This window comes from Alistipes sp. 56_sp_Nov_56_25, assembly GCF_001915285.1.
Lineage (GTDB): Bacteria > Bacteroidota > Bacteroidia > Bacteroidales > Rikenellaceae > Alistipes > Alistipes shahii.
This window is the reverse complement of record NZ_MNQF01000003.1, coordinates 216,746-230,182: the sequence shown is the minus strand read 5'-3', so window position 1 is coordinate 230,182 and position 13,437 is coordinate 216,746. Positions and strand designations below refer to the sequence as shown.

The following is a 13,437-nucleotide window of genomic DNA, read 5'->3' as shown; positions in this document are numbered from 1 at the left end:
AGCTGAAAACAAACCGTTGCCTTCTCGTTACCTACTCTCCTATACAAAAATGTAACTACCATATAAATCAAGTCGTTACATTACTTTAATCCCGCACCTCTGTGGGGTCCGCCGCATGTTTTCGCCTGCACAGGACGGTTATTTGAACCACTCCTGCAAATGGTCGCGGCCGTAGAAGTAGTAGACCGCAAGCCCCACCCAGCTGGTGAGCAGCACCACGACCGCCGCGATGACCTTTCCGCCCGTGGAGATGTTCTTTTTGAAAATGTCCAGCACGCACCAGATTGCGCACACGAGGCCGATCAGCCAAACAATCGTTCCAATCATAACATTTTGAATTTAGAGAAACATTGATGTTCGAATATGTCCGCCGGGTAAACCACGTCCGAGAGAAACAACCCCTGGGCCGGCGCGCCGGCGCTCGACCGCGACAGGTCGCGGCTCTCGACGATCGAGCGGAACCCGTCGGGCGTGTAACGTCCGCGCCCCACGTCGACCAGCGTGCCTACCAGCGACCGCACCATATTCCGCAAAAACCGGTCCGCACGGATCGTGAAACACATCGTGCCGCGGGAGTCGATCGTCCAGACGGCCTCCTTCACACGGCAGATGTTGGTCTTGTTGTTCGAATTGAGCTTGGCGAAAGAGGTGAAGTCGTCGTACGCGGTCAGCATCGCCGCCGCCTCGTTCATCCGCCCGACGTCGAGCGGCACGTAATACTGCCACGTCTCGTGCCGCGTAAAGGGATTCTTGCGCGGCTCGATGAAGTAGCGGTACTCCCGTTCGCGGGCGTGGAAGCGGGCGTGTGCATCCTCCGCCACGGGCGTCATGCTGCCCACGGCAATGTCGCCCGGCAGCAGGAAATTGAGTTTGTAGACCGTCTGCGCAGGATCGGCGACGGGACGTTCGCAGTCGAAGTGCGCCACGTAATAGGCCGCATTGACCCCCGTGTCGGTACGCCCGGCGCCCGTCAGAGCAACCGGTTCGCGCAGCAGGGTAGCGAGCGCCCGTTCGAGCGTCTGCTGCACCGACGGCTGGTCGGGCTGCCGCTGCCAGCCGCAGTAGGCGGCCCCGTTGTACCGGAGTTCGAGAAAATAGCGCATACCGGAAATGATTTGTCCGGCAAATATACGAAATTCCAGAATACTATTGTACGCTCTCCTGCGTTTAGATTCATAAATAATTCGTATCTTTGTACGAATATTTCGACAAAACAAATGAAAGCAGCGATCATAGGATACGGCAAGATGGGCCGCGAAATCGAACGGATTCTCACGGAAAGAGGGCACGAAGCGGCTCTGATTATCGACACGGACAACGCGCACGAACTCGACGCCGCACATCTGGCGGGCATCGACGTCGCGCTGGAGTTCACGACGCCCGAAACGGCCTACCGGAACATCCGCACCTGCATCGAATGCGGCGTGGCGGCGGTGAGCGGCACGACGGGCTGGACCGACCGCCTCGGGGAGTTGCAGGAGCTGTGCCGCGAGCGGGGCGGGGCGTTGTTCTACGCCTCGAACTACTGTCTGGGCGTGAACCTGATGTTCCGCCTCAACCGGCAGCTGGCCGCGATGATCGACCGCGTGGGCGGCTACGACGTGCGCATCGAGGAGGTGCACCACACCCAGAAGAAGGACGCCCCGAGCGGCACGGCAATCACGCTGGCCGAGGGAATCGCCGAAAACCTCGCCGGCAAGCAGGGCTGGGTCAACCTGGCTCCGGGAATCGAACACGCCGCCAACCGCATCGAACGCAGCGGAGAGGCGCCCGCCGACCGGATCGAAATCCGCTCCGTGCGCAAAGGCGCCGTCCCGGGCATCCACACCGTGACCTACGAATCGGAGGATGACGTGCTGGAGATCAGACACACGATCAAGAACCGCCGCACGCTGGCCCTGGGAGCCGTCGTGGCCGCCGAATTCCTCTGCGGAAAACAAGGGGTCTACTCGATGGACGACCTGCTGCGCAATGCATAATTCACAATTCATAATTCACAATTAAAATCGGGGCTTTCCGCATGGGTAAAATCAAAAACTTGCTACGCAACAAATGGGTCGGTTTCACGCTGGCCGCATTGCTTTATACGCTCTGGTTCGTGGTCTGGACGGGCAACCTCTGGCTGCTGCTGGGACTGCCGGTCATCTTCGACCTCTACATCACGAAGTTCTTCTACCGCTACGTCTGGAGCCACAACGTGAAGATGTGCCAGCGCAGCAAAACCTACCGCACGGTGTACGAATGGGTCAACGCCATCATCTTCGCGACGGTCGTGGCGACGCTGGTGCATCTCTTCGTCTTCCAGATGTACGTCATCCCCACCTCGTCGATGGAGCGGACGCTGCTCATCGGCGACTATCTCTACGTGAGCAAGGTGGCTTACGGACCGCAGATGCCCAACACGCCGCTGTCGTTCCCCTTCGTACACCACACGATGCCCTTCTCGCAGACCAAGAAATCGTTCTCCGAGGCGATCAAGTGGCCCTACCACCGCCTCAAGGGGCTCAAGCCGATACGCCGCAACGACGTGGTGGTCTTCAACTTCCCGGCGGGCGACACGGTGCTGCTCGAAAACCAGAACGTGACCTATTACGACACGCTGCGCAGCTTCGAGGAGTCATTCGGCAAGGAGGAGGGACGCAAACGCCTCAACGAAAAATACACGGTGATCAGCCGCCCGGTCGACAAACGCGAGAACTACATCAAACGCTGCGTGGGGCTTCCGGGCGACTCGCTCGAAGTCCGCAACGGAAAGGTGTGGGTCAACGGCGAACCGCAGGAGGCGATACCCGGACTGCAATACAACTACGTGGTGCAGACCTCGGCCCCCTTCACGCAGTACGCCATCGACAACCTCGGAATCCGGGAGTACAGCGGTTACGGCTCGGGCTACTACATGAACCTCACGGACGAACTCGCCGAGAAGGTCAGGGGCTTGAGCAACGTCATTTCGGTCAACCGCTATATCTACACCCCCAACGACGAGGTGTTCCCGCAGTGGGGCGCTCCCCGCTGGAGCCAGGACAACTACGGCCCGATCTGGATTCCGAAGAAGGGCGACACGGTGCAGCTCACAGCGGAGAACCTGCCGCTCTTCCGCCGCATCATCGAGGCCTACGAAGGGCACACGCTCGAAGAGCGCGACGGACGCATCGTGATCGACGGCAAAGAGGCGACGGAGTACACCTTCGCGATGAATTACTACTGGATGATGGGCGACAACCGCCACAACTCGGCCGACTCGCGTTTCTGGGGCTTCGTGCCCGAGGACCACATCGTGGGCAAGGCGTCGTTCGTATGGCTGTCGCTCGATGCGGAAAAGAGTTTCCCCGCGAACATCCGCTGGGAACGGCTCTTCAGAAAGGTTCGGTAGACGTGGCCGGCGACAGTTACAGAACCGTCGCGGCCCCCGCCGAAGCCGCCTGCCGGGAGCGGAGCAGCAAGTTCCTCTCCTGGATTTATCCCGTGCGCACGGAGGAGGAGATCCGCGAACGGCTCGACGCGCTGCGCAAACGGTATTACGACGCCACGCATCACTGTTACGCCTGGCGGCTGGGACCCCGCGGCGAGGCGTTCCGCGCCAACGACGACGGGGAACCCTCGGGAACGGCCGGAAAACCGATCCTCGGACAACTGCTCTCGAACGACATCACGGACTGCCTGGTGGTCGTGGTCCGCTATTTCGGCGGCACGAAACTGGGGGTTCCGGGGCTGATCGCCGCCTACCGGGAGTCGGCGGCCGAGGCCATCGCGGCGGCCGAAATCGTGGAGCTGACGGTGGACCGCACGGTGCGGGTGGATTTCCCCTATGTGGCGATGAACGCCATCATGCGGGTCGTCAAGGAGCAGCAGCCGCGCATCGAGGAGCAGACCTTCGACAACCTCTGCACGATGCGGCTCGCGATCCGCGAAAGCCGCGCAGCGGAGCTTATCGAAAAATTGCGCAAAGCCGGCGGCTCGGTTCGGGACGAAGCGGAATGAAATACGAACAACGGATTGGAATATTTGCGGGTCAGCTCCGTTTTTGACGGAAAAAAATCCGCATTATCGTTCGCAACGGAAAAAGAGAGACCGAGGAAACGCGCGCCCGGAGCGGGGGGGGGCTGTAAAGGCGTCCGCAGGCGAGGGCAGACAGCTTGCTGTTTGCCGAGCCGCCACAGCCTAAACGGCGCGTGTTTTTGCGCCGTAAACCCGATCTTACTGCGCCCGCTCAGCGCGGATCCGAGGGCACTCCCGCCAGAACGGCATGCGAATGGTTTTGGGCGCCTTTTACCACCAAAAGGTACATAACGGCGAGTGTGAAACACTCGGAAAAGCGGATTGGAATATTTGTAACATGAAAGAACACGAAAACTCCATATATATCAAAGGAGCGCGGGTCCACAACCTCCGCAACATCGAGGTCGAAATTCCGCACAACAAACTCGTCGTCGTGACGGGACTCTCCGGCTCGGGCAAGTCGACGCTGGCCTTCGACACGATTTTCGCCGAGGGGCAGCGCCGCTACGTCGAGAGCCTCTCGGCCTACGCCCGGCAGTTCCTCGGGAAGATCAACAAACCCGACGTGGACATCATCACGGGCATCGCGCCGGCCATCGCCATCGAGCAGAAGGTCAACACGCGCAACCCCCGTTCGACCGTGGGCACGACGACCGAGATCTACGACTACCTCAAACTGCTGTTCGCCCGCGCGGGGCACACCTTTTCGCCCGTCTCGGGGCAGGAGGTGCGCTGCTTCAGCGTGGATGACGTGGCGGCCCGGATTCTCGCCCGCGACGGACAGCGCGTGGTCATCGGCGCACCGCTGGTATTGGGCGAAGGGCAGGGGATCATCGAAAAACTGACACTGCTGCTCTCGGAGGGCCTCATGCGGGTCTACACGGGCGGCGAGGTGCGGCTGATCGAGGACGTGCTGCCCGGAATCGGTCCCGACACCCGGGCCGACGAAATCCGGATCGTCGTCGACCGCATGCGCGTAGCGACGGACGAGGACTCGCAGACCCGCATCCGCGACTCGGTGGCCCGCGCCTTCTCCTACGGCGGGGGCATCTGCGAAATCGTCACGGACGAGGGCGTACGGGAGTTCTCGTCGCGCTTCGAGGCCGACGGCATCGAGTTCGAACGCCCCTCGGAACACCTCTTCAGCTTCAACAACCCGCTGGGGGCCTGCCCCCGGTGCGAGGGCTACGGCAAGGTGATCGGCATCGACGAGGACCTGGTGATCCCCGACAAGAGCAAGACCATTTACGAGGACGCCGTGGCCTGCTGGAGGGGCGAGACGATGCGCAAATGGAAGCAGCAGCTCGTGGAGAACGCCTCGAAGTTCGGATTCCCGATCCACACGCCGTTCCACGAACTGACGCCCGAGCAGAAACGGCTGCTGTGGCGCGGTAACGAATATTTCCACGGACTCGACGAATTTTTCGAATACATCGACTCGGAGCGGCGCAAAATCCAGTTCCGCGTGATGAAGGCCCGCTACACAGGCAAGACCGCCTGTCCCGAATGCGGCGGCTCGCGCCTGCGCAAAGAGGCGTTGTACGTACGCGTCGGCGGCAAGACGATCGCCGATCTGGTGGCGATGCCCGTGGACTCCCTGATCGCCTTCTTCGCAGGGCTGGAACTCGACGAACACGACACGAAAACGGCGTCGCGCATCCTCGTCGAAATCCGCAACCGCCTGCAATACCTCGCCGACGTGGGGCTGGGCTACCTGACGCTCGACCGCCTGTCGTCGACCCTCTCGGGCGGCGAGAGCCAGCGCATCAACCTCTCGACCTCGCTGGGCAGCAACCTCACCGGTTCGCTCTACATCCTCGACGAACCGTCGATCGGGCTTCATCCGCGCGACACGAACCGCCTGATCGGCGTATTGAAACAGCTGCGCGACCTGGGCAACACGGTGATCGTCGTGGAGCACGAGGAGGAGGTGATCCGCGCCGCGGACTGGATCGTCGACATCGGACCCAAGGCCGGTTACAACGGCGGCGAAGTGGTCTTCAGCGGCACGCTGCCCCAACTGCTGAAAAGCAAAAAGAGCCTCACGGCCGACTACCTCACGGGGCGGCGCGAGATCGCCGTTCCGGCAACCGCCCGCGGTTGGAGCAACTCGATAACCGTCAAAGGCGCGCGGGAGAACAACCTGCGCAATGTCGACGTGCGGATTCCGTTGGGGGTGATGACCTGCATCACGGGCGTCAGCGGCTCGGGAAAATCGTCGCTGGCGAAGGGAATCCTCTACCCGGCGCTGCGGCGCCTGCTCTACGACACGGGCGTGAAACCCGGCGATTTCGACGGCCTGACGGGCGACGTGCAGCTGCTCAAATCGGTCGAGATGGTCGACCAGAACCCCATCGGCAAGTCGTCGCGTTCGAATCCCGTGACCTACATCAAGGCCTACGACGAAATCCGGAAACTCTTTTCGGACCAGCCCTATGCCCAGCACAACGGGCTGGGCGCTTCGGCCTTCTCGTTCAACATCGCCGGAGGCCGTTGCGAGGAGTGCCAGGGCGAGGGCATGATCAAGGTCTCGATGCAGTTCATGGCCGACGTGGAACTGGTCTGCGAGGCGTGCGGCGGGCGACGTTTCCGCGACGAGGTGCTCGAAGTGAAATACCGCGGCAAGTCGATCTACGACGTACTGGAAATGACCGTGGACGACGCCATCGCCTTCTTCGGCGAGGAAAGCAAGAAGAACGCCACCTGCCGGCGCATCGTCGAGCGGCTGCAACCGTTGCAGGACGTGGGTCTGGGATACATCAAGTTAGGACAGTCGTCGTCGACCCTCTCGGGCGGCGAGAGCCAGCGCGTGAAGCTGGCTTCGTTCCTGACGAAGGATTCGGCGCAGGGAGGCGTCATGTTCATCTTCGACGAGCCGACGACGGGGCTGCACTTCCACGACATCTCGAAACTGCTCGCGGCGTTCAACGCCCTGATCCAGCGCGGACACACGATCGTCGTCGTCGAGCACAACATGGACATCATCAAATGCGCCGACTGGATCGTGGACCTCGGCCCCGAGGCGGGCACGGCGGGCGGACGGGTCGTGTTCGAAGGCACGCCGCGCGAACTGGAAAAGTGCACCGAAAGCCATACGGGCAAATTTTTGCGCATGCGCGCAAAAATAATGAAGAATGAAAAATGAAAAATTAAGAATTGTCGTACACATGTGCAAAAATAGCCGCACAGCCCAATTTTTCATTTTTAATCTTTAATTTTCAATTGAATGGAATTCTCTACCTATACACTCCCCAACGGCATCCGCGGCATTCACCGTCAGGTGCGAAACACCGTGGCGCACTGCGCGCTGGTGATCGGCGCCGGGAGCCGCGACGAGCATCCCGCAGAGTACGGACTGGCGCACCTGACGGAGCACGCCTTTTTCAAGGGGACCGAGCGACGCAAGGCATGGCAGGTCAACTGCCGCCTGGAAAACCTCGGCGGGGAGCTGAACGCCTTCACCACCAAGGAGGACACGACGATTCACGCCACGACGCTGAAGGGCGACTTCGCGAAGGCCGCGGAGCTGATCGCCGACATCGCTTTCCGCTCGACGTTCCCCGACCGGGAGCTGGAGCGCGAAAAGGAGGTGATCGTCGACGAGATCAACACCTACAAGGATTCGCCCGCCGACCTGATCTACGACACCTTCGAGGACATGCTGTTCGAAGGTTCGGAACTGGGCCACAACATCCTGGGCCGCAAGGCGTCGCTGATGCGCTACGACGGCCAGGCGATCCGCGCCTTCACGGCACGCACGCACACCACCGACCAGATGGTATTCTCGTCGATCGGCAACTTCTCGGCCAAGACCGCCGAAGCCGTCGCGGCACGCTATTTCGCCTCGCAGCCCGCCTCGCAGCGCGGCTTCGTGCGCGCTGCGCCCGCGCCTTACCGGGCCTTCGAAAAGACGGTCTCGAAGCACACGCACCAGACCCACTGCATCATCGGCAGCCGGGCATTCGGCATCTCGGAGGATCGGCGGCTGCCGCTGGCCCTCGTGACGAACATTCTCGGAGGTCCGTGCGCCAACTCGCTGCTCAACATCGTGGTGCGCGAGAAGAACGGACTTTCGTACAACATCGAAGCCAGCTACACGCCCTACGGCGACACGGGCATCGTGGCCATCTATTTCAGTTCGGACCACAGCAACGCGGAGCAGTGCATCGAGCTGATCGAAGGACAGTTGCACAAACTGCGCACCGTGCCGCTGACGGCACGCCAGCTGTCGATGGCCAAGAAACAGTTCATCGCCCAGCTGGCCATATCGAGCGAAAGCAACGAAAGCTACATGCTCGGGGCGGGCAAAAGCCTGCTCGTCCACGACGGCATCGACACCATGGAGCAGGTCTACGCCAAGGTCCGCGCCCTGACGGCCCGGCAGCTCACGGAGGTGGCCGAGGAGGTTTTTTCGGATATGTCACGATTAATCTACAAATAAGATGAAAACCGTATTGTTCGTATTACTCGACCAATTCGCCGACTGGGAGTCGGCATTCCTCGCCCCAGCGCTTCGCGGCGGCATTATGCCGGGACGCCCGGGACGCCACGCCGTGCGGTATGCGACGCCCGGGGGAGTTCCCGTACGCTCGATCGGCGGCATGACCCTCACCCCCGACTGCGATACGGAGACGCTGCCGGACGACTGCGCCGGGCTGATCCTCGTCGGCGGTATGAGCTGGGCGACGCCCGAAACCGAACGGATCGTCCCGCTGGTAAGGGAGGCCCTGTCGCACGGGATTCTCGTCGGTGCGATCTGCAACGCCGCATCGTTCCTCGCGGCCCACGGATTCCTGAACGGCGTAAGGCACACCGGAAACGGCCTCGAAATGCTTCGCGAATGGGGCGGCGCGAACTACACGGGCGAGAAACTCTACCAGGAGCGGCAGGCCGTGCGCGACGGCAACGTCGTGACGGCCAACGGCTCGGGGTATCTGGAATTCACGCGCGAATGCCTGCTCGCGCTCGAAGCCGACACGCCGGAGCAAATCGCCGCATCGTACGCCTTCAACAAACACGGATTTTATCAGGAATAGATGGACGCTCTCGAAAAATACGTCCACGATTTTTCGGAACCCGAGGAGAAGCTGCTGCACGAACTCGACCGCGAGACCAACCTACGGGCCGTGGCGCCGCGAATGATCTCGGGGCACATTCAGGGCCGTCTGCTGGAGATGCTCGTACGGATGCTGCGGCCCCGGCGGGCGCTCGAAATCGGGACCTTCACGGGTTACTCGGCGCTCTCGATGGCCGCGGGGCTGGAGGAAGGGGCCGAACTGCACACCGTCGAGGTGGACGACGAGCTGGAAGAGTTCATCCGATCGTATTTCGACCGCAGCCCCCACGGCGGCAAAATCCGCCTGCACATCGGCTCGGCGCTCGACATCGCCCCGAAACTGGGCGGCGAATTCGACCTCGTGTTCATCGACGGCGACAAACGCGAATATCCGGCCTATTACCGGATGCTGATGGGCGACGACGGCAGTAAGGCGCTTGTTCACAGCGGATCGGTGCTGATCGCCGACAACATCCTCTGGTCAGGGAAGGTCGTGCAGCCCGTGGCGCACAACGACCGCCACACGCAGGCGCTCCTCGAATTCAACCGCATGGTCGTCGAAGACGCACGGGTGGAGAACGTCATCGTCCCGCTGCGCGACGGGCTGAATCTGATAAGAGTAAAATAAGATGGAAATCAAGGAATTGCAGGAGCGCGTAGACGCCTGGATCCGGGAATACGGCGTGCGCTACTTCTCGGAACTGACCAACATGGCCTGCCTGACCGAAGAGGTGGGGGAGCTGGCCCGCGTGATGGCCCGCAAATACGGCGACCAGTCGTTCAAGGCGGGCGAAAAGGAGAACCTCGCCGACGAAATGGCCGACGTGCTGTGGGTGCTGGTGTGCCTGGCCAACCAGACGGGCGTGGACCTCACGGCGGCCGTCGAGGCCAATTTCGCCAAAAAGACCGCCCGCGACAAGGAGCGTCACCGCGGCAACCCCAAGTTATAAAACGCCGCCGACCGCGGCAAAGCCCCGGCCCGAAGCCGTAAAAACGCCCCATGCGGCGGCTTTGGCCGTCGTATGGGGCATTTCCCGCTTATGGCATCAGGGGAGGGATCAGCGTCTCGGTTCGGTCAGTTTCAACGGCACGGCGCGGGCAATTACCTGTCGTTGCGGTTCGTCGCGGGCAAAGCATAATCCGCGCTGTCGGCAGGCAGGCGCAGGGGATCGGGCGGAAGCATCCGCACGATGCCGGGATCGGAAGCTTCCGCAGTCAGTTTGAGACGAAAGGCATGCGCACGGCGCGACGCGTCCATCACGTCGGCCAAATCGGCCATAGGAGCATCTTTGTCGGCCCGCAGAACCACCTCCATCTGCGCACGGTCGGCTTCGGAGAGTTTTTCGCGTTCGGCGGCGATCAGCCGCTCCAGATCCCCGACCGTCACAGGACGGCCGTTGAAGAGAATCTTTCCGCCGGAGGAAATATGTACCGTAACGGTCGGCCGGTCCGGATCCCCGGCTGCCGGAAGAGGAGTTTTGACGGTAAAACTGCAAAGCATCATCATTGCTGCCACCACGGGAATGGCGGCACCGAGCCGCAGCACGGCGAAACGGCGTTTTCTGAATTGGGTCATCATGGCAAATCGTTTTTTGGTGAGTGAATGATTCAACCCGCAGGCTATATCCGGATTATGGCCGAAGAGTTGGTGAAAAATAACCGTTCTGTATTCGGTAAGGTCGTAACCGGCGTCGAGCACGTCGCGGTCGGCCTCCCATTCGTGCACCTCCTGCAACCACCGCCCGGCAATCCAGACGAACGGATTGAACCAAAAGAGACTGCGGACCAGCTCGACGGCGATGCGTTCCGCCGAATGGCGGTGACGGACATGACCCGCTTCATGGCAGAGAACGATCATGCGCCGGCGACCTTCGTATCCTCCGCCCAGGAAAACCGTGCGCAGGAACGAAAAGGGAGTGGCGATCTGCGGATGCTCGGCAAGGGTGTACGCCCCGCAATCGGTCAGACGCGACCGTCGCCGCAGACGGCGAATTCCGACCATGCGGACCGCAAGAAACCCAAGCGACAGAAACACCGCCGTCAGATAGCCACCCACAGCCATCGGGCGCAATATGCGCCGCCAGCCGGATGGGACGACCGGAACGGCAACGGGAAGCTCCCCGGTCGTCTGCACGAAGTTTTCAGCCGGGGGCGCGGCAATCAGCGGCAGCGGATAGACCACCGTCCGGGCAGGGTAGAGCGGAATGTCGAGCGCCGGGATGACCGCCGAGAGAAATACGGCAGCGACCAGATAGCGGCGGCAGGCCCTGAATGAAACCTTGCGGACCAGCAGCAGGCGGTAGAACGCCAGGAGCAGTCCGCTGCAAAAGAGCACTTCGAGAATATAGAGCAAAGGCGATTTCATGCCCGCGGAGCCAGCCCTTTTCGGGGCCGTGCAAACGCCCGGAACGCCCCGGAACAAAAAAATACCTCCGAACGGGATCGTTCGGAGGTATCGGCGGGACGGAACCGCCCCGAAAGCAGGGGGCTACTCCAGCTTGAGGTCTTTCTTGATGCCTTCGATCTTGGCGTCGAGTTCAGCCAGCGTCTTGTCGAAATCGGCGACCGAAGCCAGCGGCGCCTTCACGCCGAAGTAGAACTTGATTTTAGGCTCCGTGCCCGAGGGACGCACCGAAACGGCCGTGCCGTCGGCGGTGAACCATTGCAGCACGTTGCTGCGGTCCTGCTCGATGGCGGTCTTCGCGCCGGTCTTCACGTCGAGCGTTTCGAGCGTCTGGAAATCGTTGATCTTCACCACCTCGGAACCGAGGATCGCCTTGGGCGGATTGGCGCGGAAGTCGACCATCATCTTCTGGATCAGCTCGGCGCCCTCCTTGCCCTTGCGGACCACCGAAACGAGGCCCTCGCGGTAGAAACCGTATTTCACGTAGAGTTCCTGCAACCACTCGTAGAGCGTCAGGCCCATCGTATCCATCGCCCATGCGGCGGCCTCGGCGGCCAGCGAGCAGGCCGACACGGCGTCCTTGTCACGCACGTAGTCGCCCGCCAGGTAACCGAACGACTCTTCGCCGCCGCCGATGTACTTGGCTTTGCCCTCGTTCTCGCGAATGATCTTGGCGATATACTTGAAGCCCGTGAGGCAGTCGTAGCACTTCACCTTGAAATGCTCGGCCACGGCGTTGGCCATCTGCGAGGTGACGATGGTCTTCACGACATACTGGTTGCCGTCCAGCTCGCCGCGCTCGGCCCAGCGGGTCAGCTGGTAGCTCAACAGCAGCACGAGGGTCTGGTTGCCGTTCAGCAGCACGTATTCGCCCTTCTTGTTGCGCAGCGCCACGCCGATGCGGTCCGAATCGGGATCGGTGGCCAGAACCAGGTCGGCACCCTCCTTCGCGGCCAAATCAATGGCCATCGCCATCGTCTTGCGCTCCTCGGGGTTGGGAGACTCGACGGTGGGGAAGTCGCCGTCGATGACAGCCTGCTCCTTCACCATGATCACGTTCGTGAAGCCGAATTTCTTCAGCGACGCCGGAACCAGCCGCACGCCCGCACCGTGCATCGGCGAATAGACGATCTTCATGTCGTGGTGCTTCTTCACGCTTTCGGGCGAAAGCGAGAGTTCGTGCACCTTATTTAAATAGATTTCATCGAACTTCTCGTCGAGGATGGTGATATTTTCGGGATTTTTGCCCGTCTCGATCATATCCACGTCGGTGATCTTCGCAACCTCGGCGATAATGTTCTTGTCGTGCGGCTCGGTGACCTGCGCCCCGTCGGTCCAGTAGGCCTTGTAACCGTTGTACTCCTTGGGGTTGTGCGAGGCCGTGACGACCACGCCCGAATGACACTTCAGTTCGCGGATGGCGAAGCTCAATTCCGGCGTCGGCCGGAGCGCGTCGAACAGAAAAACCTGAAACCCGTTCGAGGCGAAAATATCGGCCACACGCTCGGCGAACATGCGCGAATTGTTGCGGCTGTCGTGGGCCACGGCCACACGCACCCGCTCGCCCGCGAAGTTCTTCTTCAGGTAGTTCGAAAGACCCTGCGTGGCGGCGCCCACCGTATAGACGTTCATGCGGTTGGAACCCACGCCCATGATGCCGCGCAGGCCGCCCGTACCGAATTCGAGGTCTTTGTAGAAACTCTCGACAAGCTCTTTCATATCGTTGTCCATCAGGTATTTGACCTGCTTTTTCGTCGCCTCGTCATAGTGGCCGTCGAGCCAACTCTGGGCTTTTTTCAGAACCAATTGTTCCAATTCGTTTGCCATAAGTTTATTAGTTTTATTTATAGTTTGACTTCGGAAGTCCCAAAAAAATTATATGCAAATATACGAAATAAAATTCGATAATTCACTATCAGGGAGTTAAAATTGAGACCCCGGAAACCGTTGTTTTTCTATATACAAAAAAAGGAGAACT

12 protein-coding genes are annotated in these 13,437 nt (G+C 60.8%); 8 read left to right on the top strand and 4 right to left on the bottom strand.

Going from position 1 to position 13,437, the window contains the following annotated elements:
- Window positions 1-138: 138 nt before the first annotated feature.
- Window positions 139-327, bottom strand: a complete 189-nt coding sequence (locus BHV64_RS02800; protein WP_015547718.1) for a PLDc N-terminal domain-containing protein — start codon at window positions 325-327, stop codon at window positions 139-141.
- Window positions 324-1,103 (bottom strand): tRNA pseudouridine(38-40) synthase TruA, encoded by a 780-nt coding sequence (truA, locus tag BHV64_RS02795; protein WP_015547719.1) that lies wholly within the window; start codon window positions 1,101-1,103, stop codon window positions 324-326. The genes BHV64_RS02800 and truA overlap by 4 nt, the downstream gene beginning before the upstream one ends.
- A gap of 114 nt (window positions 1,104-1,217) precedes the next feature.
- Between truA and dapB the strand changes: the two genes are divergently transcribed.
- From dapB to BHV64_RS02755, 8 genes are all read left to right on the top strand, one after another.
- Complete coding sequence (dapB, locus tag BHV64_RS02790) at window positions 1,218-1,979, top strand: 4-hydroxy-tetrahydrodipicolinate reductase (protein WP_015547720.1); 762 nt, start codon at window positions 1,218-1,220, stop codon at window positions 1,977-1,979.
- A 41-nt stretch (window positions 1,980-2,020) separates the two neighbouring features.
- Window positions 2,021-3,373: a signal peptidase I gene (lepB, locus tag BHV64_RS02785; RefSeq protein ID WP_147620753.1), complete on the top strand. Its 1,353-nt coding sequence runs from the start codon at window positions 2,021-2,023 to the stop codon at window positions 3,371-3,373.
- A gap of 2 nt (window positions 3,374-3,375) precedes the next feature.
- A complete protein-coding gene (locus BHV64_RS02780; protein ID WP_138266174.1) occupies window positions 3,376-3,981 on the top strand; it encodes an IMPACT family protein in 606 nt (201 codons plus the stop codon).
- Window positions 3,982-4,336: 355 nt separating this feature from the next.
- A complete protein-coding gene (gene uvrA, locus BHV64_RS02775) occupies window positions 4,337-7,144 on the top strand; it encodes an excinuclease ABC subunit UvrA (RefSeq protein WP_022062425.1) in 2,808 nt (935 codons plus the stop codon).
- An 81-nt stretch (window positions 7,145-7,225) separates the two neighbouring features.
- A complete protein-coding gene (locus tag BHV64_RS02770; RefSeq protein WP_118406441.1) occupies window positions 7,226-8,440 on the top strand; it encodes a M16 family metallopeptidase in 1,215 nt (404 codons plus the stop codon).
- Between the two features lies 1 nt (window position 8,441).
- Window positions 8,442-9,035, top strand: coding sequence for a type 1 glutamine amidotransferase family protein (locus BHV64_RS02765; protein ID WP_217727183.1), 594 nt, complete (start codon window positions 8,442-8,444; stop codon window positions 9,033-9,035).
- A complete protein-coding gene (locus BHV64_RS02760) occupies window positions 9,036-9,683 on the top strand; it encodes an O-methyltransferase (protein ID WP_217727180.1) in 648 nt (215 codons plus the stop codon). It abuts the gene before it with no gap.
- Between the two features lies 1 nt (window position 9,684).
- Window positions 9,685-10,005 carry a nucleotide pyrophosphohydrolase gene (locus BHV64_RS02755; RefSeq protein ID WP_015547726.1) on the top strand — a complete coding sequence of 107 codons (321 nt, stop codon included), beginning with the start codon at window positions 9,685-9,687 and terminating at the stop codon, window positions 10,003-10,005.
- 152 nt (window positions 10,006-10,157) lie between these two features.
- Here the strand turns inward: BHV64_RS02755 and BHV64_RS02750 are convergent, their stop codons facing one another.
- The gene (locus BHV64_RS02750) at window positions 10,158-11,420 is read right to left on the bottom strand and encodes a biopolymer transporter ExbD (RefSeq protein ID WP_195285623.1); all 1,263 of its coding nucleotides are present in this window, start codon (window positions 11,418-11,420) and stop codon (window positions 10,158-10,160) included.
- Window positions 11,421-11,543: 123 nt separating this feature from the next.
- Window positions 11,544-13,286 carry a phospho-sugar mutase gene (locus BHV64_RS02745; RefSeq protein ID WP_015547729.1) on the bottom strand — a complete coding sequence of 581 codons (1,743 nt, stop codon included), beginning with the start codon at window positions 13,284-13,286 and terminating at the stop codon, window positions 11,544-11,546.
- Window positions 13,287-13,437: the final 151 nt, after the last annotated feature.